Annotated in this window: 18 protein-coding genes and 2 pseudogenes; 1 reads left to right on the plus strand and 19 read right to left on the minus strand. The window is 32.1% G+C overall.

From position 1 onward, the window contains the following. The first annotated feature begins 247 nt into the window (after positions 1-247). Entirely contained in the window at positions 248-2,008 is a 1,761-nt protein-coding gene (locus DET63_RS09010) for a peptidoglycan D,D-transpeptidase FtsI family protein (protein WP_113936485.1), read from the plus strand. An 11-nt stretch (positions 2,009-2,019) separates the two neighbouring features. Here the strand turns inward: DET63_RS09010 and DET63_RS09015 are convergent, their stop codons facing one another. The 19 genes and pseudogenes from DET63_RS09015 to DET63_RS09105 all read right to left on the minus strand — a co-directional run bounded on the left by DET63_RS09015 (position 2,020) and on the right by DET63_RS09105 (position 24,450). Continuing rightward, on the minus strand, positions 2,020-2,847 hold the full coding sequence (locus tag DET63_RS09015) for an SH3 domain-containing protein (protein WP_113936486.1): 828 nt from the start codon (positions 2,845-2,847) through the stop codon (positions 2,020-2,022). Beyond that, entirely contained in the window at positions 2,837-3,370 is a 534-nt protein-coding gene (locus tag DET63_RS09020; protein ID WP_002127457.1) for an RNA polymerase sigma factor, read from the minus strand. Before DET63_RS09020 ends, DET63_RS09015 begins: the two co-directional genes overlap by 11 nt. A 747-nt stretch (positions 3,371-4,117) precedes the next feature. Beyond that, positions 4,118-6,091, minus strand: coding sequence for a penicillin-binding transpeptidase domain-containing protein (locus DET63_RS09025; RefSeq protein ID WP_113936487.1), 1,974 nt, complete (start codon positions 6,089-6,091; stop codon positions 4,118-4,120). 451 nt (positions 6,092-6,542) lie between these two features. Beyond that, on the minus strand, positions 6,543-7,136 hold the full coding sequence (locus tag DET63_RS09030; RefSeq protein WP_113936488.1) for an SGNH/GDSL hydrolase family protein: 594 nt from the start codon (positions 7,134-7,136) through the stop codon (positions 6,543-6,545). A 169-nt stretch (positions 7,137-7,305) separates the two neighbouring features. Continuing rightward, positions 7,306-8,337, minus strand: coding sequence for a VanZ family protein (locus DET63_RS09035; RefSeq protein WP_113936489.1), 1,032 nt, complete (start codon positions 8,335-8,337; stop codon positions 7,306-7,308). Between the two features lie 162 nt (positions 8,338-8,499). Beyond that, positions 8,500-8,631, minus strand: a pseudogene (locus DET63_RS30585) (Fic family protein); the annotation flags it as partial. An 89-nt stretch (positions 8,632-8,720) separates the two neighbouring features. Further along, on the minus strand, positions 8,721-9,878 hold the full coding sequence (locus DET63_RS09040) for an acyltransferase family protein (RefSeq protein WP_113936490.1): 1,158 nt from the start codon (positions 9,876-9,878) through the stop codon (positions 8,721-8,723). Between the two features lie 142 nt (positions 9,879-10,020). After that, positions 10,021-10,536 carry a transglycosylase SLT domain-containing protein gene (locus DET63_RS09045; RefSeq protein WP_002141806.1) on the minus strand — a complete coding sequence of 172 codons (516 nt, stop codon included), beginning with the start codon at positions 10,534-10,536 and terminating at the stop codon, positions 10,021-10,023. Positions 10,537-11,290: 754 nt separating this feature from the next. Then, on the minus strand, positions 11,291-12,604 hold the full coding sequence (locus tag DET63_RS09050; protein WP_002185854.1) for a D-alanyl-D-alanine carboxypeptidase family protein: 1,314 nt from the start codon (positions 12,602-12,604) through the stop codon (positions 11,291-11,293). Positions 12,605-13,127: 523 nt separating this feature from the next. Next, the gene (locus DET63_RS09060; protein ID WP_113936491.1) at positions 13,128-14,207 is read right to left on the minus strand and encodes a HAMP domain-containing sensor histidine kinase; all 1,080 of its coding nucleotides are present in this window, start codon (positions 14,205-14,207) and stop codon (positions 13,128-13,130) included. Beyond that, on the minus strand, positions 14,204-14,890 hold the full coding sequence (locus DET63_RS09065; protein ID WP_016126979.1) for a response regulator transcription factor: 687 nt from the start codon (positions 14,888-14,890) through the stop codon (positions 14,204-14,206). Before DET63_RS09065 ends, DET63_RS09060 begins: the two co-directional genes overlap by 4 nt. Then, positions 14,880-15,467, minus strand: coding sequence for a class I SAM-dependent methyltransferase (locus tag DET63_RS09070; RefSeq protein ID WP_016126978.1), 588 nt, complete (start codon positions 15,465-15,467; stop codon positions 14,880-14,882). The genes DET63_RS09065 and DET63_RS09070 overlap by 11 nt, the downstream gene beginning before the upstream one ends. 160 nt (positions 15,468-15,627) lie before the next feature. Beyond that, positions 15,628-16,779: an ABC transporter permease gene (locus tag DET63_RS09075; protein WP_420196575.1), complete on the minus strand. Its 1,152-nt coding sequence runs from the start codon at positions 16,777-16,779 to the stop codon at positions 15,628-15,630. A gap of 26 nt (positions 16,780-16,805) precedes the next feature. Then, positions 16,806-17,480 (minus strand): ABC transporter ATP-binding protein, encoded by a 675-nt coding sequence (locus DET63_RS09080; RefSeq protein WP_016126976.1) that lies wholly within the window; start codon positions 17,478-17,480, stop codon positions 16,806-16,808. Further along, the gene (locus DET63_RS09085; RefSeq protein WP_113936493.1) at positions 17,477-18,580 is read right to left on the minus strand and encodes an efflux RND transporter periplasmic adaptor subunit; all 1,104 of its coding nucleotides are present in this window, start codon (positions 18,578-18,580) and stop codon (positions 17,477-17,479) included. Before DET63_RS09085 ends, DET63_RS09080 begins: the two co-directional genes overlap by 4 nt. Positions 18,581-18,787: 207 nt before the next feature. Then, the gene (locus DET63_RS09090; protein WP_113936494.1) at positions 18,788-19,870 is read right to left on the minus strand and encodes a sensor histidine kinase; all 1,083 of its coding nucleotides are present in this window, start codon (positions 19,868-19,870) and stop codon (positions 18,788-18,790) included. Further along, positions 19,867-20,553: a response regulator transcription factor gene (locus tag DET63_RS09095; RefSeq protein ID WP_113936495.1), complete on the minus strand. Its 687-nt coding sequence runs from the start codon at positions 20,551-20,553 to the stop codon at positions 19,867-19,869. Before DET63_RS09095 ends, DET63_RS09090 begins: the two co-directional genes overlap by 4 nt. Before the next feature lie 344 nt (positions 20,554-20,897). Beyond that, entirely contained in the window at positions 20,898-22,064 is a 1,167-nt protein-coding gene (locus tag DET63_RS09100; RefSeq protein ID WP_113936496.1) for a hypothetical protein, read from the minus strand. A gap of 538 nt (positions 22,065-22,602) precedes the next feature. Continuing rightward, positions 22,603-24,450, minus strand: a pseudogene (locus DET63_RS09105) (FtsX-like permease family protein). Positions 24,451-24,460 lie beyond the last annotated feature (10 nt).

Here is a 24,460-nt window from a genome sequence, read left to right on the forward strand (position 1 = left end):
TTGATAAATCTCCCTTCCTGTTTTTTTCTCTATTTTTTTGTCACCTGCATTAGAAATGCTAAACTGTATAATGACTCATATTAAACTTACACATAGACTTACTATTAACATGTACTTTTTTTCATACTGATTGTTCCTTTCTTCATGCTGTAATACTTAATAGACAACCTAAGTAATAAAGTTGTTCCACATTTACAAAAAAAAAAATTAACTATAAGATGGAATAGGCTACATAAGGGAGGGTTATATGTTACATACGAAAAGATGGAGATTTTTTGCGGTTCTTTCTATTGTAAGTGTGATTTTACTAATTTTATTAAAAATCAACTTCATTTCAATTACTATCGCAACTTCTTCAGCTGAAAGAGGAAAAATTCTTGATCAAAATGGTGTAATACTAGCTACAAATAAGAAAGTTAAGTCTCTATATTGCACTTCTAATGATGAAAAACTATCGAATAAAGATACATCAAACACATTAGCTTTTTTCAATCAATTTTCAAACGAGTTTCAACATGACATTTCTACAGAGGACATAAAATCTCAATTACAACAATCCTGTAATAAGCAGACTATGAATGAAATATCCTTATACTCTGATATAAATAAAAATGAAATTTCATTCATAAACAAGAATAAACCTAAAAATGTAGTGATCAAAGACGAATTCATTCGATATTATCCAAAGAACGAAATTGCTTCACAAGTAATTGGGTATGTAGAAAATGACCTTAATTCTAAAAATGTACCTGTTGGTAAAAGTGGGATTGAGTTTCAATATGAAAATGATTTAAAAGGAAAACCCGGAAAAACTCTGATTTTTAAAATGAATAATAAAAAGTTCTTATGGAACATTCAAAAAGTACAAAAAGGAAAAGATGTCCGGCTAGCTTTAGACTCTAAATTGCAGCAAAAAACAGAGGAAGCACTAAGATCTCAAATTAAGAAAGTACCTGATGCTAATGCTGGTTATGCAGTAGTAACCGATGTAAAAACTGGCGCAATATTAACTATGGCCAATTCGGCAGTTTTTGATCCAAATATATTAAATACACATGTATCATCTAAAAAAGAAAACATTAAATCCCTTTCGCAAAATAAAGCAATTCAAAAATTAAAGTATGGTGAATCTTATGTAAATATGGCCTCTACTATAAAGCCACTTACTATTTTAATCGGATTAAACGAAAAGCTTTTTCAACCTGAGGATACATATTTGGATAATGGTAGTTTTCAGTATGATAATCAAAATAACATCATTAATGCTCCTGGAACACCAACAGGTGAAATTACACCGAGTCAAGCTATCATTAATTCATCAAATACATTTATGACGGCAAAAGTAGCTCTCCCCTTATTCAACCGAAATAATGGGAATATAGAAAAAGTAGCAAATATATGGACAGATTATTTAAAGCAATTTGGCCTCCGCTCTAAAACTGGTATTGATTTACCCTTTGAAGAAGACGGAGAATATGAATTTCATCCATCTAATAAGTTTGAAAATGGAATCTCTGCTTTATTAAATGCATCTTGGGGAGGAAATGAAGTACACACCCCTCTACAACTTGCTCAATATGCAGCAAATTTGGCAAGTAAAGGTGATAAATATAAACCTCAAATCGTAAGTGCTATTATTGGTCAAGACGATAAGGAAACAAAAAAGTTTAAACCACTCTTAGAAAGTTCAAATCGTTATCCTATGAAATTTTGGAGTGTCGTGCAAGGTGGGATGAGTCAAAATATAGAGGAGATTAAAAACTTGCCCTTTCATGTCGCGGGTAAAACAGGGATAACTGGCTCTCCGAACGAGCAAGAAAGAATGATAAATCATTCTCTTTTCATTGCATATGCTCCTACCGAAGATCCAAAAATTGCTATTTCTGTCGTTATTCCTGGTAGTAATTCGGAAAAAAATATTGCTGCTCTCGTTACATCAGAAATTTTAGAGTGCTGGAATTCACTTCAAAAAGAGGATAAAGATAAAGAGGAAGGTTCATTAAAGTGAACCTTCCTCTTTTACCATATAGAATCTATATTCGTTATTTCCCATATACCTTCATCATTCTTTTCAAATATGAAAGAATATTTAATATCAGTTAAAACATACTCTTTTTGTACATATCCAGTATGACCGTTAATTGTCGATACTTTTATAAATCCATCATTCCGTACTTTTTCTGGAATCAAAGCTTTTACCATTTCATTAGATACTTCATATAAAACTTGTGATTCTCGTTTTGGTTCAGCTAAAATTTTCGTTTTATTTCCAGTAACAGTTGCATATATAAAATGCGATTGCTTTGGTTGGTTACTTTCTGTCAATCCACTTGGTACTTTGTATGCTTTCTTTGTATCATTTGCAAATTCTCCCCCCATTGTAAGAGCGACTTGCAACTCATGAAAAATATCCTCATCAAACTTCAATTCATCCTTCTGATAACTTTTCCCTTTAAATAGAACTTCATCATTTAACGCTCTATACAGGTCATTTTCATTTTTTGAATTTGTACTTCGATATAACTCATTCATAAATTGTTTTAATGATGGATCTTGAGCAGACTCATCTTTTGTTTTGGGCTTAATTTGAGTACTACTTTGTACCGGTGATTTATTATCATCAAGCCAAGGTTGTTGAACAATAAAAAATAACATTGTACAAACCAAAACAACTACAATAGGCAATGCTTTTTTACGAAATGGTCTCTTGTATGGTACAGAGTCTACTTCACTATTTTGGTATATCGATTGCTTTATTTTATAAATAAATGCTTCTTCATCTTTACGACGCTCCATTGGTCCATTTTTTAATTTGCTATACCAGTCAGGATTTTTTTTACTGTTCATCACTTCTACCCTCCCCTATTAATTTTGAAACTTTACTTCTTGCTCTGCTTAACCTAGATTTGACTGTTCCAATGGATACACCTAATGTTTCAGCCATTTCTTCATAAGATAATTCATATTTCGCGTCCAATATTAGTATTTCGCGGTGTTTTTTAGGTAGTTTTAATACAACATCCCACACATCATTCATTTCCTCTTGATTAAAAAATTCTTGTTCTGCCGATGGAGATTGCTTATCGTCACTAAAAAATCCCACTAAAGATATCCTTTTAAAATAAGAGGATTTCAAATAGTTTATTGCCGTATTTCTTGTAATTTTTAATATCCACGTTTTAATAGATGACTCCTTTCGAAACGAATTCCAATGTTTAAAAACCTTAATAAATACATCTTGTGTGATGTCATCTGATAAGTGTGGATCTTTCGTAATAATAAATGAATAATTCCATACATCTTGCCAATAGTCTTTTATAACATAGTCAAGCTCATCATGATTACATTTTTCAATAAACTTCTGTTCCATTTCCACACCTCAAACTTATTTGAATAAACATAAAGCTGCCCTCACTTTTAATATGGTTTCAATATATAGACATGATACAAGTTTCATTTGTTCCATTGTTTATCTTTTTTTGATAGAAGAATCCTCCTGTATAATGTAAAGGTGTGCAATACATTTCATTAGATAATCACCTATACAGTCTTTTTATGACAGGCTCAAAAAAACAAGTAATGCATAAAATGTTAAAAATTTACTCATAAAAATCTGATTATGATTTTTAAAATTTCACGCAACACTCGATTTGTATCACCTATTTTTTCTAAGAGCATACTTATTTGTGTGCTCTATTTATTTTTTACTAAATAACTGTTTTGTTAAAGTTTAAAATCACCCTCATTTGTCTATTTCAATTTGCTCTTCTGTTATATTTACTATTAGCAACACCAAGATTTCAGGTATGAAAATAAAAATGAACAAATTTTTTCACCAGCTGTATTAGTACCTGTCCCAATCGGAATTGCACTTCCGACTGAACCCTCTGGTTTTAAATCAGTATTTAGGACAAACTACCAATCAGCCCGTACTTGCAAATAATAAAAATGATGCGATATCAACTTTCTAGAGCCACAATAACATAGAAAAAGCATTCTCAATTAGGGAGAATGCTTTTTCTGAAACTTAATTGTTCTTTGTTTTGCCCAATTTATACCATTGAGTTAAGCATACATATAATAAATTTAGTAAAAGATTTCACCTTATAATTTAGTGTTATTTCCGAAAAACATGTTTTATTTTTTCACCTGGAACGTTGCTCCCGCCTCTTCCTTTTACATCTTCAATCATCATGGTAACAATCATGTTTGGCGCGCTTGCATCGAAAGCTGCAAACCATCCAAGTTCTTTACCCTCTGCTTCTTTCGATTCTTTCAGTTCTGCTGTACCTGTCTTACCAGCGAGAGTTACACCATCAACTTTAGCAATTCTCCCAGCACCATCAGGATCATTAATAACCTTTATTAACGCATTTTTTAATATCTCTTGATTCTTGGTAGAAATCACATTTTCTTTCCAATTTCCCGCTTCTTTTGTTTTTTTTATAAGATGCGGTGACGGAATGTTACCCTCATTGACAATCGGTGCATAAGTCAATGCTAAATGAAGAGGTGTCATTAATACTTGTCCTTGTCCGTACCCCGTGTCTGCTAGTTGAATATCATTTTTTATCCCATCTTTTGCAATGATTGAAATAGGGAATTCGTATTCAATTGGTAATTTTTCATGAAATCCGTATTTCTTAAATTCATTTACATACTGATCTTTTCCTATTTTCAAAGCTTGTTGAGCAAAATAAATATTATCAGAGTACTTCATTGCCTTATCAAAATCAACTGGACTAGCATCCTTCACACGTGTTACATAATAATTTCCCCAAGATGAATCTTTTGTCCACTTTAATCCTTGAATTTTAAATTCTTCCTTAGGATTTATTGTGTTTGTTTCCAAACCAATTGCACCTGTAATCGTTTTAAATACGGAACCTGGTACAAATGCTTGTGTGAAGCGATTCATCATTGGCAGTTTCGAGTCGTTATTCCATGCTTCCCGTTGAGCTTTTGATGCTCCTCTAACTATTGTATTTGGATTATAAGCAGGGCTACTTACAAGTGCGATTGTTTCACCCGTTTTAGGATTGACCGCTGCACTAGATCCTGCTTCATTTTTCATCTCATTAAAGATTTTTTCTTGAATTGCAGCATCAATAGTTAACGTAACATTTTCTCCTTTTTTTGCTTCTTGTTTTGCTACGTTTTTAATCTCTTTCCCGTTCTCATCTTCCATAAATACGCGTCCACCCTTTTCACCACGCAATTTATTCTCTAATACTTTCTCTAAACCTGTCTTACCCACTAAATCATCTGCTTGATAACCTTTTTTTTGAAGCGATTTTAACTCCTCTGCATTTACCTTTCCTATATATCCCGTTAAGTGTGCCGCTGCTTCTCCTAATGGATACGTACGAATATTTACTGGGCGAGATGAAACTCCTTCTAATTCAATATAATCATTCTGTCTGGTTCCCTCTTTTAAAATACCAATTGGTACAAAGGAATCTGGTTTTATCCATTTCGCTGCGAGCTTCTGATCGACCTCTTCTGTAGACATATCAAGTAATTGTGCTACTATTTCTTTTGTTTGCGCTGCCGTTTCACCTAGTTTCTCTGGAATAATTCCAACTTCAGTCGCTTTACCATTCGTTGCAAGCCCTTTTCCATTTCGATCATATATTTCTCCGCGTTTTCCTTGCTCTGTTTGCATACGTACTTTGTAATCTTTTTTCATACCTGGGAAAATGAAGTCTGGTGTCCAATCTATTTTCCAAGATTCCTTATCTTTATCTTTCACGAGTTTTGCTTCATGGATGAATGAAACTGTTCCTCCATCCGTATCCATATTAACTTCAAAAAGAAAAAGTTCTTTATCTTTAGTATTCTCTCCTTTCGTTTTAATTTTTAAATTCTTAACTCCAATACCCTCATAAATTTTTTGATATTTCTCTGTGAACTCCTTTTTAGAAATCGTTTTTTTTGCATGTTCTGATAAATAATCATACATATTTGTAAATTTTTTATCATTCCATAAATTGATATATTCTTCAAATGCTTGTTTTGGCGGCTCATCTTTATTGCATCCTACCAACATAACTCCAAAACAAAAGAAAAGCAGCATCCATATTTTTTTCAATTCAATCTTCTCCCTTAATTAAAAATGATTATTCCTTTCTAAATATGTTAAATAAAAAATGTTTTAACGCTTAATAGACAGTGTAAGTAATGAAATAGTTCCACATTTACAAAAAAATTAAATTTATGGTTAAGCTGCATTCAAAAAGGGAAGATTTTAAGATTCTTACAAACGACGAATATATTTAGCGAACGTTATCATTATTAGTGTTGTTTTAACAATTCATTTAAAATACCTTTTAGTTCATTTTCGCCAATTTCATCTTTTTTCTTTATAGATTATTGATACAAAAAAAGAATCCTTATAATAAGGATTCTGCAACAGAAAATAACAAAGATATAAACAATAAAAAGAATTACTTAAAGTATAATTTATAGGCACTCTATATCCTTCTTTTTCGCACCCAAAACCCCTGTACAGCATGCGACAGGAGTTTAGGTCATTCTACAGCTTATTTAAAAGAGTCGTGTACAGGCAAACTACTAAAAATCAATTCAGCAACTTTTACATATCCTTTTGAGTTTGGATGAATTAAATCCGTAGACCAAAGCGTATTGTCATTAACTAAATGATGATTCCAAAAGTCAACATGATGAAGCTTATACTCTCTACTCAGTGAAAGTATAACTTCATTTGCCTCTAATAATTGTTCTTTTAATACTTGTTTTTTTTCAGAAGGAAATGGAAGCCTAACAGTAAAATCTGGAAGGTTTGCTATAATAATATCAGCATCTGTTTTACTTAATGTATCTATCATAAATTCCATATCGTTCTTATATGCATGATGATTCCAACGTCCTTTTAAAACATCGTTTGCACCTGCAATTAGACTAACCAAATCTGGATTAAAAGTTAATGCCTGTTCCAATTGCTGTGAGCGAATTTCTTTAGTTACTAACCCACGTTTTGCAAAATTAGCATATTTTAAATCATCTATACACAGTTGAACAAAATGATCTACCCAGCTTTTTAATGCTATTCCCTCAACTTCATCCCCTATCCCCTCTGTAAAACTATCACCAATCGCTACAAATCGCTTCCACATATATAGTCCCCCTTTTTTGTTATTCATATCTACACTATACAATAGCCCACAGCGTAATTGTTCTTCTTAAATGTTTTTCAATTTCAATTAAATTCCATAGGAGATTTTTCAAATGAGAAAGACAACTCGATTAAACTATTTCACATGAACAAAAACATGAAAATCTATGTTATCTTCTCGCAGAAATAGGTTGAGACCAACTATCTTTCCCATTATCATTTAAGCGTACTTGAAAAACATATATAGGTTGAGAAAAGCCTTTTGTATCAGCGTAGTAATCTATATTATAATCTGTAATGACTAATGTATCACCTGCTTTGAAAGATATTATAGGATCAAAGTCTCCTTGTTTTAGTTTTTGAAATACTTCTTTGGGAGACAGAATTTCGACATCTCGAATATGTGATTTTTTTGTAACTGGCTCATTGTCATTAGGCATTTTTGTAATTTCCTCTTTGTAAACAGGCATTTTATTACCTTCGTCTTTTAACTTTATTGATGTTTTTATAGTGACATCAGTCATGTCTGTTTTTGTAATGGGATCTAAAGGCATATTCCCAAATTCCTTCATTTGATACGAAATCATTATTCCAAGTGCAACAAAACTTACTGTAATCGGAAGAAATAAATATGTGATCATTTGTGTATCTGGTTCTTTTTTCTTCAACAATATAAGAACTATATTTAACATAGAATATCCTAGCATCATTCCTAAAGTATTATGAAGTAAATCGGCTAGTTCCATACTTCCACGTTGCATTATAAATTCAAGGATTTCAATCAATAAACTTGCTATAATTGAGCTGATTAACATCCATTTTGTTTTTTGAAAAACATTACTAAATAAAGGTAATAAAATTCCTAACGGAAAAAGCATACCTATATTCACAATGATATGGAAAAAAGAAGAAAATGAAAAGGTATTCCATGCTTTTTTATAAACACTAAGTACATCAAAGTCAATTGTTCTTGCGAAAGTTATATCATCTGGACGACCAAATGAAGTGGCTGATAATACAAGGGAATAATATCCTATTATCAATATAAACAATATAACTTGTTGTGCGGTAAATTCCCCCCCTCCTTTACATACCTTTTTGTATACTACAAAGTAGCTAAAAACAAAAATGAGTAGTAACAAGAATGTGAGTTGTATTGTAGGAATTGCAAAGGTAACAAGTAGTTCGGAAATAAAATTCATTTTACACCTCTGTTTTTACGAATAAAATATTCAATAGTTTTATATAACATTTTAGATATAGATAGCGATGTGTTGTTACCCCTAATAATTATTAATACAGAATTAAACCTGTATACATTGAGCATTTCTTCCTCTTGAAACTAGCTTTATTTGACCAAGCAGCTACAAGGAAACTAGCGTTTTACTAATTGTACTTTCGGCTATGTCTGGAAAAACGTTACGAAGATTCTCTTTAGTAAGAGGATTTTTGGAGTTAAGTATAAAATTAAAAATTTGTTCAATTTTAGTATATTTATATAGAATCCGTAATTGACCGATTCCTAATATACTTAGGAATCGGTCATATTCGTATATTTACTAAAGAAATAAAATTCCTTCAAGCATTACACTTTTTTTCGGGAATTTGTTGTTCTTTGTTTTGCCCAGTTGATACATTTCTTTTCAATTAAATGATACGAAACTATAGAAAAAAGTATTGTCATTGAAATACACAAAGCAAGAAGGAAAAAGATAGGTATCTTTGTATACAAAAGTTTAAATAGTACCATCATGATTGGAAAATGACACAAATAGATACTGTATGAAATTTCTCCTAAGTATACAAATACACTCTTATTTAAAAATGCTTTCACTTTTAGGTTACTCATGGCCATTATTATAAATATACTAACACCGATTACGACACCCCAATCTTTTAATAAGAAAGTAGTATCATTGCGGGAAAAACCATAAATTAAAATGGAATATAAATATAGAATAATCCCTAATGCAATAAGAAATCCTTTATTAAATTTTTTCATATTCCTATATAAGTAGATAAGCTTTTCCTGATGCTTAAAAAGTAACATTCCAACCATAAACATCGATGTGAAATGCAGTGTATCGGCATAACCATTATAAAATCCCTCTGCTTTCCCTATATGCAACATATTAAGGAAAACACTAATTAAAGAAAAGCTCAAAGCAAATAGTATCGTTTTCTTCCAACTCAGTTTATAAAAAAGAAGGAATAACAACGGAAACACAATAGATATACGCATTTCTTGAGCCAATGACCAGATAACTGGATTATAATTTTCCGTAAAAAAGTTATTAAGAAGTACAAAATGGTTTATAATATCTATTTTTGTTATAGACCCTTGCCACCTATCATAGAACCAATCCCGTAGTCCAGCCACTTCATACGGCGAGAACAAAATAAATAAAGCAAAGGTAATGATTATCCAAAAATAATAAGGAATATAGATTCGTACAAATCGCTTAATTAAATATCCCCAATAATTTGTTTTTGAATGATAAAGTGCCATAGATAACACAAAACCACTGAGTACATAAAAAACGATTACAGCTTCCCCGCCAGCCCATAAAAACCTAAGCGGAGAAAATTTAATAGAATTAGGTAACGATGGTAGCATTAAACAAAAATGTCCAAATACCACTGTCAGTGCCGCTAACCCTCGTATGGAATCTAATTCTTTTATTCTCTTACTCATAAAATGTTCTCCTTGTAAATTGTAGATTTTGCTGTTAATAAAGGCCACTATACTATTGTAGTGGGAGAATTATACATATTGTTTCTTTAAATTCCTAATATAAGCAGTACAAAGTCAATCTATGTATCCGTTTTAGGAAACTTTCGTATTTAGGCATAAGTTATATAATAATAGAAAGAAAAAAGAAATTTCATTCTATAAAATCATATTGTCGTTTAGAAAACATTTTAAAACTGTTTTCTAAACCCTCGTTATAGTCTGTCTGCTTATTTGTCCATTGAACACCCTTATTCCCAGGCCACCCTGAGGTATTAGCAACATATTTTAATAGCTCTGGTCCTTTTAAATTTTGCTGTAAACCACGGTTATATGCATTTATCATATTAGATATTGCAATTCGAGTATTGGTTTCTGCATTTTTCAAATCTTCGTTCGTTAAATCTTTAGGTGCTAGTCCACCTCGATGAAGCTGAAACAGTCCAAATGATGTCCCCTGATCTCCAATTGCGTTTCGATCAAACTTACTTTCATGGAATGCAATAGATAAAGGAATCCATGGCGGTATACCATGCTCTATTGATATTTGTTGAATCGTGTCTCTTACTTTAACTCGGTTAGTATGATGGTCATATGCGTATTTTGTAAGATATAGCCCTCCTGTTAAAACTAAAATAAATACTCCACTTTTTATTAATGTCCCTCTCATCGACGTCACCTCAATTGTCAGTATCAAAGATTGTCACTAGTAATCCTATCTTTTGGGGATATTAACTCGTAATCATGTATCATCTTGTTATTGTTTGTTTCATTAATTATCGATTTTCAGGTGAAATTATTAGGGGGTTCCCTCCATATAACATTCGCTTTTATCACTTTCGGTACAATTTACTTTTGTATGGGAGAGCGTTTTCTCTGTATGGTACCGTACTTTTTTCTCGAATACCTTGCTTTTTTATTCGATTGAAATTAAAGAATAACTATATACATAGGGATAAACACTATAAAAAGATACTTAAATTTCTTTAAAAAATTCATTTTTCGGCCTCCATTTCTTTATATAATTAATTTAAAACAAAATATTTAATAAGAAGAAAAGATTTTATTAAATTTTTATAAAATTTAATAACAGGAATAAGTACCAGGTATTTATTTTTATTGTCACTTGATGGAATAATGAATGTGTTTTCATCATGTAACTTTATTAAACTAGCCTTGCACCAGAACCCTTTGAATCGAACAATTCATAATAAACGCCATCCTTTCTGTATATTTCTACAAAAAGAATAGCGTTTTTTGATTATATGGATACAAATTTATCTTAGCTTGATTGCAATACCGAAAGTTCCGAAGAACCAGATTTGAGAATTAATGCAATCTTCCATTCCAAGCCATCCACATAAGAATCTATAATACTTTGAAACCTTTTATTTCAGGCTAATATTTAGTTTTATCCTACAAAGTTAGCCTTTTACTATATCAACCGCACTATTCCACATACCGCTAAAGAAAGATCCTATTTCGCGCATAAAACGTGTAAACCAATTTGCTTGTTCTACTTCAGATTTTGTTACAAGGTCTACTTGTAATGATTTACCTGATAAGAACCCAGGATCTGTAATATCTTTAGGCGATATAATCATTTGACTAATTGTTACACCTTTTTTAATAGGCGCTTCTTGTTCTTTATTCGATACTTTAAATTCTTTTTTATAAACGTCTTTGTTGCCCTTTGGCATTGGAAGTGAAACAGCTTGCTTCGTTTGAACAACTATATCTTTGTCCTTTGCATTTGCTACTCGCACTGTTTCATGACCTTTTACTACTGAATCTTTTCCATAGACCTTCTTCACTTCAAAATTCGCAAATCCATAATCATATAATTTCTTTGTTTCATCAAAACGTGCTGTATGAGAGTTTGCTTTTATAACTACAGAGATTAGACGCATACCGTTTTTTTCTACTGTACCAGTAAAACAATCTCCGGCTTCTGGAGTAGTTCCTGTTTTTAACCCATCTACACCTTCGTATTGCTTAATTAAGCCTTTTAACATCCAGTTAAAGTTCGTCATATCAATCGGATACTTGCCACCCTTTTGGAATGTTTTTTTAGGGATTTTTGCTGTATCTAATATTTTCGGGAAATCTTGAATAAGACGTTGTGCTAAAATCGCACAATCTCTTGCGGACATTTTATTTTTCTCGTCTGGAGTTGTCCCTTCTGGGTGATGTCCTTTTAAATCATGGTTTGTTAAACCTGTAGAGTTTACAAATTTATAATTTTTCATTCCAAACTCTTTTGATTTATCGTTCATCATTTTCACGAAATTGACTTCTTTTCCAGCAATCTCTTCAGCTAAAGCAATTGTTGCACCGTTTGCAGAGTAGATTACCATTGCCTCATATAACTCTTTGACCGTATAAGAGCCACCATTTTCTAATGGAACGTTTGATAATGAGCGATCTTGCGAAATCTTATATGCATATTCAGAAATTTTAACTTTTTGATCCCATTTAAGTTTTCCTTTATCCACCGCTTCATGAACTAAGTATTCACTCATCATTTTTGTCATACTAGCAATTGCTAATGATTCATCTGCATTTTTTTGATATAAAATTTTCCCGGAATTTGCTTCTACTAAAATTGCTGATCCTGCTTCTACGTCTATAGCAGGAACTGTTTCCGCTGATGCTCTTCCAAATGTAACGGCCATGCTACAAAATAGTGTAAGCACTGTTACTATTGTAATAAATCTCTTGCAAAACATACTTTTCACTTCTGTTACCTCCAATATCTTTGTACTCAAAAAAACGTTATTTTAACATAATCCTCCAAAAAATAGACAGCGTTATCAAATTCTATATACATATAAGACATTAGAACCACTTTCATATAGACCATCCCATCCCACCCTTTTAGGCACACTGACACTTAGTGTTCCCACACATATCCCTCTTTTTAATACCTTTGTATTTTTCGAAATGATCTGTACTTTCATATCTTTTAGGATTACACTTAATAGACAATCTAAGTAATACATTTGTTCCACATTTATAAAAAAATAAAACCAGTGTGCCCCGGTTGAATACCAAAACACACTGGTTGCTAAATTTACTATCGTCTCTTACATTATTCATATCAATGAACTTCCCCTTTATTCGATTAATCACTTTATAATAATAAATCAAATTAACTTATCAGTATCATGTCTACTATGAATGGCCTACTTGAATTATTAACTTAAGAAGTTTCTTAAGTTTAAAAAAAAGCTTATGGAACCTTTCATTCCATAAGCCATTCTATTTAATTGGATGTTCAACAATAAAGGACATCCAGCCGTCTTTATACTCTGCATGTATATTACCATGATGAAGTTCAACAATTCTTTTTGAGATAGCAAGTCCTAGACCATTTCCCTGGTCATCTTTTCTTGCCTTATCTCCCCTGAAAAACCTTTCAAACAATTTATTTGGATCGCTAACAGGCGGCTTCTCGACTTTATTTGATACTTTTAAAATTGCTTTGTTACCTATTAGTTCAAGACTTATTGATAATTCGGATGGTTTCATGCTGTACTTTATCGCATTCATAAACAGGTTTTCATAAACACGTACCATTTTTTCTACATCCATGAAAATAGGTATTGTTTCTTCCGTTATTGATTTTTGAACGATTAAACCTTCCTTTTCAAATATAGGTATGTATTCTCCAACTATTTGCTCCAACAAACCTGATAAATCAACTTCATTAAGGTTTAACTTAGCATCGAGGTCTGATAAACGGGTATATTCAAACAGTTCATCAATTAGATATTTCAGTCTCTGTGATTTTAAATAAGTGGTTTCGAGGTATTCCTGTAATTGTGTTTTACTGTCGTATTGCCCTCTTTTTAATAAATCTACATATCCGATAATAGATGTCAACGGTGTGCGTAAGTCATGAGATACGTTGGTAATGAGTTCATTTTTTGTACGTTCCAATTGTCTTTCCTGTTCAAATGTATTCTCCAATTCCTTGGACATATAATTAATATTTTGAGCAAGTTGGGTCAATTCGTCCCTACTTTCTATTCTGATTGTTAAACCAAGTTTTCCATTAGCAATATGGTGAACGCTCTCGGTAATAAGTTTCAAATATAATAATTTTTTCCGCACCATTAACAAAAATACTGCAATAAAGATAAAGATTATGATTGAAAACAAAATTAGCGTATAAATATAACCTGTAACTAGAGTAACTTCGGGCAGATAATTTTTTACGGATAGATGATAAAGCAATTTACTGAAGAGAAATATCGCACCAAGTGAAACAAAAAAACTAATTGCTACCGCAATAAGAAGTTTTGCAACTAACTTATTTCTAAGTTTAAACATCCTCATATTTTATATCCTACTCCCCATACTGTTTTAATGTAGATGGGATGTTTGGAATCTTCTTCTATTTTATCTCTAATTCTTGTAATGTGTACCATTACATTATTATCCGATTTGTAAAAATTCTCCTTCCAAACAGCTTCATATATTTTTTCAATGCTTAAGACCATCCCTTTGTTACGAGCAAGAAGTTCAAGTATATCGAATTCTTTAGGAGTAAGCCTGGTTTCCTTTCCCCTTACCCATACTTGACGTGCATCTGTATTCAAGGTCAAATTACCAATTTCAATAATATTTTTATTCTTGTTCGTTTCAGTATTATATTTTGTATATCTTCTTAATTGAGATTTTACTCTAGCAATTAATTCTAATGGGTTAAACGGTTTTGACAAATAATCATCGGCACCAGAAGTAAGCCCCTGAATTTTATCCATATCTTCGGATTTTGCAGAAAGCATGATAATGGGAATAGTTCGTTCTTCCCTAATCTTCATACATGCTTTAATTCCATCCATGTTAGGCATCATAATATCCAAAATAATGAGATCAAACTCTTTTTCTTCCAACTGTTTTAAGGCCTCAATAGCATCTTCAACCTTTTGAGTTTGCAAACCTTCATTTTCCAAATAAATAGAAATAAGGTTTCTGATTTCTTTATCATCATCAACAATAAGAATTTTAGCTTCCATATTTTTCTCCCTTATTTTTTGGTGTTGAACAGCTAAAAACAAAAGCAGGTGGTACGTTTCTAAGCTCCCATTTCTCATCTATTGTATCAAAAAACTGATTAAGGAACTTCTTTTTAAATTTTGTATATTGAAAAGTAATAAATACCCCATCTTTCTTTAAAATTTTTGTGGTAGTTAATAAAATTTCATCTGAAACATTTTGGGGCAAACTAGCAAAAGGAAGACCAGAAACAATATAGTCTGCATAAGGAATAGAGAAGTTTTTTAGATACTCGTCGATATTTTCCGCAGACCCCCATACAATGAATAAATTTTTCTCTTTTTTAAATTTTTCTTTCAACATTAAATAAAACTCTCTATTATTTTCCACTAGCATAAGAGTGGTATTCGAATTTCGTTTTTTAAGTAATTTCTCAGTGAATACACCCGTACCTGGCCCATATTCAATAATATATTTAGCGTTCTCAAAATTAATGTTTTCCATCATTTTTTCTGCGAGAAACTTTGAACTTGGAAGTACTGCACCGACGTTTCTTGGATTAGTTATACATTGAGATAAAAAAGACAAATGCTTCATATTTAGTCACTCCAATAGATTAACTTTACAACCATAGTTTAAAATCCAAACATGAAGAAACTGGAGTGAAAATCCTTAAGAATCCTTAAGATTTAAAAAAACTGTTAAAATTTCTCGGCTTCAACAGAAAAAATGCAGGAGTTTACACTCCTACGTTTTTTTACTCATATCGTAAACATTCAATTGGATCAAGTTTTGCAGCTTTGTTAGCTGGTAGTAAACCAAATGCAATACCGATTAGCATTGAAATGCCTACTGCAAGAAGTCCAAGTTCTGTTGAGACAACGAGAGGCCATCCGGCAAAGATTGAGACGATCCAAGCGAAGAAAATACCGAGCATGAATCCGATGAAACCACCTAGTCCAGTCAAAATACAAGATTCAATTAAGAATTGTGTTAATACTTTACCGCGTGTTGCACCAAGTGCTTTACGAATACCGATCTCACGTGTACGTTCTGTTACGGATACAAGCATAATATTCATTACACCGATACCACCAACAAGTAAGGAGATAGCAGCGATACCACCGAATACCATTTTCATCATACCGATTGATTCGTCTAATTGCTTCGTAAATTCACCCATATCTTGAGCTTTAAATTTATGCTCAAATTTAGGAGCTTTCATCTCGTTCAAAATAGAAACAGCTTGTTTTTCTACACTTTTACGTTCTGTTGGTGAACTTAGTGTTAATTTTACAGAGTCATACTCAGTTACTCCTGAAATGACAGGAGCATTTTCAAGTGATGTATAACCTGCTGACATAGCCATTCCGGAATCATTTTTTGCTTCATAAACACCGACTACTTTATACGGTTTTCCTTTTATGTCTGTATATAGATTTGGTTCCCAACCATTAAATAATTTGTTGAAAGTTTCTTCATTTAAAATAACTGCAGAGATTGCTTGTTTTAGTTCACTATCGTTTAATTCCCGACCGTGAACTAATTTTATTTTCGCATCTGTCATAAAGGCGACTGTTCCACCTTTTAGATTAAGAGAGACATCTTTTGAACCAGAAGATGCTTTTACTTTCATACTCACATCTGGATCAACATCTTTAACGCCTGGCACAGTTTGAAGACGTTTGAGCATATCAGTTGTGATTTTGGCACTATCTGTTCCATAATCGGGGTTGTTATAGTAAATGGTTACTTCCGTATCTTTTCCTTGCCCTAATTCTTTTTTAAACTTTGCGTTTGTACCATCACCCATTGAAATGATGGTAATGATGGCGCTAATACTGATAATAATTCCTAGCATCGTTAAGATAGAACGCATTTTATGAGCAAAGATAGAGGAAAGGGCCATGCGTATAGTTTCACTCGTGTTCAAAATTAACCTCTCCAATCTTGGACGATATTTCCGTCACGAATTACAATTTGGCGGGCAGCCGCTTCACCGATTTCACGATCGTGGGTAATCATAATGATTGTTGAGCCTTGCTTGTTTAATTCATAAAAGAGGTCCATAATTTGTGTACTTGTTTTCGTATCAAGTGCACCTGTCGGTTCATCGGCTAAAATAAATTTCGGGTTATTTACGATTGCACGAGCAACCGCAACACGCTGTTTTTGTCCACCTGATAATTCATTTGGCAGGTGAGTAGCACGATCAGCTAAACTTACTTTTGTTAAAGCAGCTAATGAGCGCTCACGTCTTTCTTTTTTATCGACTCCAGCGTAAATAAGAGGTAATTCAATATTTTGTAGTGCTGTAAGTCTTGGTAGTAACATGAAGTTTTGGAATACGAATCCGATTTCTTTATTACGAACATGTGCAAGTTCTGTTTCAGACATGTTTGAAATATTTTGACCAGCTAGTTCGTACGTACCTGTCGTTGGTTTATCTAAGCAACCGATAATGTTCATTAATGTTGATTTACCAGAACCAGACGGTCCCATAATAGAAGTGAATTCTCCTTGGTTCAGAGTTACGTCAATTCCGTGTAATATTTGAACGGCTTCTGCACCATTTTGGAAGGATTTCGTGATGCCTTTTAAATTAATCATTCAACGACAACCTCCATACCATCTTTTAAGTCTTTTTCAGGTTTAGAGATAATTTGTTCTCCTTTTTTCACTCCAGAAACTTTTGCTTCGCTATCTGTCTCGAATTCAACAGTAATCGCTTGTTCTTTCGCTTTACTGTCTTTTACAACGAAGACAACATTTTTGTCACCTTTTTTCACGATGCTACTTTTCGGAACAATCGTACCAGTTGCTTCGCCAGATTTACTCGTTACGTATACATGGAAGCCGTTTTGTAATTCTTCACTATTATCTAATGTGACAGTGAATTGATAATTAGAAACAGTTTTATTTTCGTCCATACTCTTTAATGGTGTAGAACCGATTTCTGTTATTTTTCCTATCCAATTCTTATCAGTTACAGTTTTTGATGAGACAGTTACTTCTTGCCCAACTTTCATGCTAGCAAGTTCATGTTCAGAAAGTTGACCTTTTACTTTAAATGGACCAGCGTGACGAAGTGTAATGCCACTCATACCTGTTTTTTCATCAGCAGTTTTTACGATATCATCAATTACACCATCAGCAGGACTCGTTACAGAAAGTGTGTTTACTTTCTCTTTTGCTTCTTTAATCATTTCATCAGATTTTTCAACTTCAAATTTTTTCATTTCAAGTTGTGATTCTAATTGTTGCACTTCGATTTCCGATGCTTTTAATGCTTCCTGAGGAAGACCAGCATTTTTATCTTTTTGTAATTTTTGTTTCGCTGCATCAAGTTGTTTTTGATACAATGTTACTTCTTTTTGTGCGATTTTCTTTTGCATTTCTGCTTCCGTTACACCTTGTTTAGCAGTAGGGGCATTATATTTAAACAGAAGCTGACCTTTTTTCACTTCATCGCCTTTTTTAACAGCTGATTCATACGTACCTTTTGTTGGATCGAATGAAATTGTTTCAATTCCATTTGGAATAACTTCACCGCCAAATTTTTGTGCATTTTCAATTTGTTTTTCTATAACTTTATAACCGCTATATTCCATTGCTACTTCCGAACCGCCGCCAGCAAATGCAAAATATGATCCAGCAGCAATTCCAATTGCTACTACACTAGTAATTAACACTTTATTTTTCTTCTTCATCTATTTATCACCTTTTCAATGAGATTGTCACTATGTATCCACCTGAAAGCTACAAAGAAAATTTTCTTTTTTAATTTCTTCACTCTCCTCATCGCTTTCAATACATACATGATAAACTATGAAAATTAGGAAACACCCCGTAAAATTCTTAAGAATTCTTAAGTTTTATAAAAAAAGCTTATGGAACCTATAATTCCATAAGCCATTCTATTTAATTGGATGTTCAACAATAAAGGACATCCAGTCGTCTTTAGATTCTGCATGTATATTACCATTATGAAGCTCAACGATTCTTTTTGAGATAGCAAGCCCCAGACCATTTCCCTGGTCATCTTTTCTTGCCTTGTCCCCCCTGAAAAACCTTTCAAACAATTTATTTGGATCGCTAACAGGCGGTTTCTCGACTGTATTTGACACTTTCAAAATTGCTTTGTTATCCATTAATTCAAGACATACGGATAATTCGGATGGTTTTATGCTGTACTTTATCGCATTCATAAAGAGATTTTCATATACACGTACCATTTTTTCTACATCTATGAAGATAGGTATTGTTTCTTGTGTGATTGATTTTTGAACGATTAAGCTTTCCTTTTCAAATATAGGAATGTATTCTCCAACTATTTGCTCCAACAAGCCTGATAAATCAACTTCGTTAATGTTTAACTTAGCATCGATGTCTGATAAACGGGTGTACTCAAATAGTTCATCAATTAGATATTTCAATCTCTGTGATTTTAAATAAGTGGTTTCGAGATACTCCTGTAATTGTGCTTTACTGTCGTATTGCCCTCTTTTTAATAAATCTACATAGCCGATAATAGATGTCAACGGTGTGCGTAAGTCATGAGATACGTTGGTTATGAGTTCATTTTTTGTACGTTCCAATTGTCTTTCCTGTTCAAATGTATTCTCCAATTCCTTGGACATATAATTAATATTTTGAGCAAGATGAGTCAATTCATCCTTTCCCTCAATCCCAATTGTCAAACCCAGTTTTCCATTGGCAATATCATTCACATTATCAGAAATGAGCTTCAAATATACTATTTTCTTTCGAACCAATATTAAAAAAATGATAATAAAAGTAAAGATCGCTAACGCAAATATAAGAAATGTAAGTATATTATTTTCAAATGTACTAAGATCATCAAGATAGTGATTTAGATTTAATGGTATTATAATATATATAAAAGTGAGGATTGTTAAACCAAACGAAACAAAAAAACTAACTGCAACAGCACCAAGAAGTTTTATTATTATCTTATTTCTAAAACTAACCTTCTTCATATTTTGTACCCAATTCCCCAAACAGTTTTAATATAAATTGGATGTTTAGAATCCTCTTCAATTTTGTCTCTTATTTTTGTAATATGCACCATGACGGTATTATCCGATTTATAAAAAGCATCTTTCCAAACTGCTTCATATATTTTTGCAACACTCAGAACAATCCCTTTGTTACGAGCAAGTAGTTCGAGTATATCAAACTCTTTTGGAGTTAGCCTTACTTCCGTGCCTCTTATCCATACTTGACGTGTATCTGTATTTATGGTCAAATCACCAATTTCTAGGACACTTTTATCATTATCTGTATTTGTATTATATTTTTTAAACCTTCTTAATTGGGATTTTACTCTAGCGATTAACTCCAACGGATTAAACGGTTTTGATAAATAATCATCGGCGCCAGAGGCTAAACCCTGAATTTTGTCTATATCCTCTGATTTTGCAGAAAGCATGATAATAGGCATATTTCGTTCTTCCCTAATCTTCATACACGCTTCAATGCCATCCATATTAGGCATCATAACATCCAAAATAATAAGATCGAATCGCTTTTCTTCTAACAGTTCTAACGCTTCAATAGCATCTTCTGCCTTTTGAGTTTTCAGACCTTCATTTTCCAAATATACAGAGATAAGATTTCTAATCTCTTTATCATCATCAACAATAAGAATTTTTGACTCCATATGATTCCTCCACATTTTTCTCATATTGAACAACTAAAAGCATAAGCAGACGGTACATTTCTATCCTCTTTTTTGTAAACCTGCAATTGAATGACCAAAAGTAACATAATCGATATAAAAGATAACGTCTTAAATATTGTTCAAAATTTTCTTTAGATCCATTTACAATTAATAATTTTTCTTCTTCATTAAATTTAGCTTTTAATAAAAAAAATTATTTTGAGATTCCTTCTTTTAATTAATTTTTTTTGATTACACCGGTAGTGTATATAACTTATAAAATGAAAAAAGAATCCTCTTCAATACGCTCTTTAAAGAAAATTCTTTTTCAAATCGTATTTTCTTTACTCGTTACTTATTTTCACCAGTTTTTCTCCTTGTTCTAAAAGTGTTTCATAGTCATTGTTCTCTTTAATTTCTTTGATTTTATTTTCAATTGTGGGCGTATTATTTATATTAAAGTACGTATTTAATACTTCATATGGTGTCTTTCCTTGTTTGATTGCACTATCTTCCATAGCTTCTTTCCATGGAATATTTACTTTGTCCATGCTTAATTCAAGGGCTGAACCAGTCTCATATCTCATATTCCGCTCTAAAAACCTTGGAGATTCTGCCTGTCCATTAGCAATGAAGTTGAACGCCTCCATAAAAGTAACATGATATGGCTTCTGTTTCTTTGCAAGTACCATAAGATTTCCACCAGTTAATTTACTATAACGATACTCTAAGTATCGTGCTGAACCTTCTATTGCTTCAGTTTTTGTTTCTCCAATTAATTGAGGCCATTTTTTATAGCGATAGTTACGTACAATTGTCCAATCATATAATGCCTGATTAATACTTTCTGGGTTCGTATCAATCATTGCTTTATCTAATAGCTTAAATTCTAATCCCATTAGCGCGTAATTTTCTTTATTAATCGGATATTCGTGAATAGACTCTCCACCATTTGCATCATATGTCCAATCTTTTTGTTTATAAGCATGAAAACCTTCATGTAATAAGAAAGATGAAAAATCAAAATATAAATCTGGATTACTAAACATTTTAGGATGATATTTTAAATAAAATACATCCATATCGTTAATATTTATTGTCCCAAAGTTCCAAGGAATCCAGGTAGAAATAGTTCTAAAATCAAAACGAGTTAAGCGATAGACTTTAGATAGATGCAGAGAATTTGAGACTTTTATTTCCTTTGCAAAAATACTATTTTCTAATCCCGTTACATTAACTGCATAAGCTTCTTGTCTAAAGAATCCCCCGTCTTTATTACTACGTATCAGAACCAATGGCATTTTTTCGAAGCGATAATCTTCATTCCAAAGTTTATCACTCGATTCTTCGAAGCTCTTATAAATAGTAGATAATTCTTTTAACATGTTTTGATCTGTGTTATCTAAAGACTTAAACTCTGTATGATATGTTTTATTTAAAATTATGCTTCCCAACATAATTCCTATAAATATTACTAATAAGATTAAAATTACCTTTAAAATTTTTTTCAACACACACTCCTTTTCTAAAACGATAATCCTTATGATGAATAAAGTTTACAAGTTTTATGTTTATTTACACTCTTTTGGTGCAAACCCAATTTTAAATAATAGCTATAATAGACACAATGAATACAAGATATTTTTTTGAAAATTGTTCTATCCTGTCAAAATTCCGATAATAGTTAACAATTAATATTGGATGATTATTCAATTTTATTGTAAGGGGATAGTGCAAGAGTTCCTACAAATAAGGTTAAAGTAGTACTCAATGTAGGAACGATGCTATTTTCCCTCTTCTTTTCCCTTCATTATTAAGATATAGAAAGAATAGTATTTTTCTCTTTTAATTGCTCATACATATCTTCTTGTAAGTTATACATGAAATGCGCCCCCTACTTGTATTTACTTTTTTTCTAACACTTTCTGCCGCTCATTGCTGCATATTTGTATCTCAAATCCACTTTCTATTTTGCTTACATGATATTTTTTCACTTCATCATAACGGGGGCCAATTATGATGATACTTAGTATACATAACATTATTACATTAACCTTCTTTCGGAAGTACAATTCTTTTATACAATTGAACTGTAATCCAGTAGTAAATCGATTAAATCACTATGAAAATAACAATTGGTAACCAAATACGAAAATACGGATCGATTAAAAGAGGGCCAAACATATTCATACCAACTAATATGTGAACAATCCCGATAATTGCTGGGACTAAGAATACGAAGGATAACTCCTTATAAATCGATTGTGTTAATAATTCCTGGCGAACACCAATTTTACGAAGCATTTGGTAACGTATACTATCTTTAAATGCACCAGATAGAATTTTAAACATTAAGCAACTTGCCATCATTGCTAAAAACGCAATTCCAACGAAGAACCCCATAAACATTAGTCCGCTGGAAAAACCTTGATTTGCAATATATTGTTGATACTTACTATACAGCTCTTTAGATTTCACATTTTTATACTTAACTACCTGTAATTCATCAAGTTTTTTCCATTCTTTTAAATATGCTTCAAAATCATCTGTTTTCCCAATAAACACAGTACTTTCTTTACCTTTCATACTATCGTATATGTTTTGATCTACAATTTTTATTTTATGATTAGGATATATATAATTTGGCTGAATTGTTTCGAAAGCGTCGCTCCATTGTTTTGATTTTGCATCCTCTTTACCCCATTGTCTTGACAATGCAAATGCATCCATGGGAATCTCTTCTGAAACTTTCATTATCTTCTCATTTTTTCTATCTTTTACTAAAGGATGATTGTTCTCTAGCTCTTCTTTTATATAATAAACATACTTATCATCTACTTTGTAACGATATTCAAGTTTCTCTTGAAATAAAATACTACTCAAAATGTTCTTTTCTTCTGCTGTTGGATTATGAACTACCGAATCGTAAATTGTTCCTTTATCAGTCTGCTTTAAAACGTCGTTTTTAAATGCCATACCACACGCAATTCCACCTGCTCCAAGGGCTACTAAGATTGCTACCGTCGCAAGCACATTTGTTAAGCCATTAATGCGGAAGTTTAATTGAGCAAAGGTAAAAGCATTAAGCCCTTTTTCACTACGCTTTTTATTACTTTTTATTTTTTTTATCATAACTGGGAGAAGTGATCCAAACAACATGTAAGTACTAACAGTTGCTGCGATTAATCCAAGAGCCATTAATGTAGGAACGGTTCCTAGATTTTTTGCCTGTGGTATATAGAGCAATGATGCATAACCAATACCTAACAAAATCAGACCAAGTAATGCAACTACAACTGTCATTTTTCCTTTTACCGCGCCACGCTCTGTTTGTGCACCTGCATGTACAAGTTATAATATAGAAATACGTGACAATTTAATACTATTCATACTTGCTGATAGTACAAATAATGCAAAGAAGAAGATGCAAGTAACGACCATTGATGGAATGTACAAAGCTTGGTAACCTTCTCCAGTCAACTCCAATTGTTTCATTAATAACTGTCCGATACCTTCTGCAAGTCCTACACCACTTGTAATCCCAATCACAAGTGACGCCGCACCTAATATAATTGTTTCAAGGAACATCAGTAATGTAACTTTATACTTTTTTGCTCCTAACATCATATACATACCAAACTCTTTTTGGCGAAGAGATAATAAGAAAGAGTTTGCATACATAATGTAAAAAAATGTTACAATCGCTAATAAAGAGGAACCTATTTGGAATATTAATACAATAGGACCAATGTTTGCATTAGATTCAAGGAACACTTTATTTAGTGATAGCGTTTGAAACATATAGAAAGTAAAAATAGATACAATAAGACCAATAAGTAATACAATATAATCTTGCAATTTACTTTTCAACCCTGACATGGAAAGTTTAAATAACATGCCCAAACCT

The sequence above is a fragment of the Bacillus sp. DB-2 genome, assembly GCF_003315125.1.
In the GTDB taxonomy this organism is placed as follows: domain Bacteria; phylum Bacillota; class Bacilli; order Bacillales; family Bacillaceae_G; genus Bacillus_A; species Bacillus_A mycoides.

What these genes read in the sequence shown, in the direction of transcription:
- DET63_RS09010 (WP_113936485.1), top strand. Translation starts at nt 248, where the DNA reads ATGTTACATACGAAAAGATGGAGATTTTTTGCGGTTCTTTCTATTGTA.
- DET63_RS09015 (WP_113936486.1), bottom strand. Translation starts at nt 2,847, where the DNA reads ATGAACAGTAAAAAAAATCCTGACTGGTATAGCAAATTAAAAAATGGA.
- DET63_RS09020 (WP_002127457.1), bottom strand. Translation starts at nt 3,370, where the DNA reads ATGGAACAGAAGTTTATTGAAAAATGTAATCATGATGAGCTTGACTAT.
- DET63_RS09030 (WP_113936488.1), bottom strand. Translation starts at nt 7,136, where the DNA reads ATGTGGAAGCGATTTGTAGCGATTGGTGATAGTTTTACAGAGGGGATA.
- DET63_RS09035 (WP_113936489.1), bottom strand. Translation starts at nt 8,337, where the DNA reads ATGAATTTTATTTCCGAACTACTTGTTACCTTTGCAATTCCTACAATA.
- DET63_RS09045 (WP_002141806.1), bottom strand. Translation starts at nt 10,536, where the DNA reads ATGAGAGGGACATTAATAAAAAGTGGAGTATTTATTTTAGTTTTAACA.
- DET63_RS09060 (WP_113936491.1), bottom strand. Translation starts at nt 14,207, where the DNA reads ATGAGGATGTTTAAACTTAGAAATAAGTTAGTTGCAAAACTTCTTATT.
- DET63_RS09065 (WP_016126979.1), bottom strand. Translation starts at nt 14,890, where the DNA reads ATGGAAGCTAAAATTCTTATTGTTGATGATGATAAAGAAATCAGAAAC.
- DET63_RS09070 (WP_016126978.1), bottom strand. Translation starts at nt 15,467, where the DNA reads ATGAAGCATTTGTCTTTTTTATCTCAATGTATAACTAATCCAAGAAAC.
- DET63_RS09075 (WP_420196575.1), bottom strand. Translation starts at nt 16,779, where the DNA reads ATGGCCCTTTCCTCTATCTTTGCTCATAAAATGCGTTCTATCTTAACG.
- DET63_RS09080 (WP_016126976.1), bottom strand. Translation starts at nt 17,480, where the DNA reads ATGATTAATTTAAAAGGCATCACGAAATCCTTCCAAAATGGTGCAGAA.
- DET63_RS09085 (WP_113936493.1), bottom strand. Translation starts at nt 18,580, where the DNA reads ATGAAGAAGAAAAATAAAGTGTTAATTACTAGTGTAGTAGCAATTGGA.
- DET63_RS09090 (WP_113936494.1), bottom strand. Translation starts at nt 19,870, where the DNA reads ATGAAGAAGGTTAGTTTTAGAAATAAGATAATAATAAAACTTCTTGGT.
- DET63_RS09095 (WP_113936495.1), bottom strand. Translation starts at nt 20,553, where the DNA reads ATGGAGTCAAAAATTCTTATTGTTGATGATGATAAAGAGATTAGAAAT.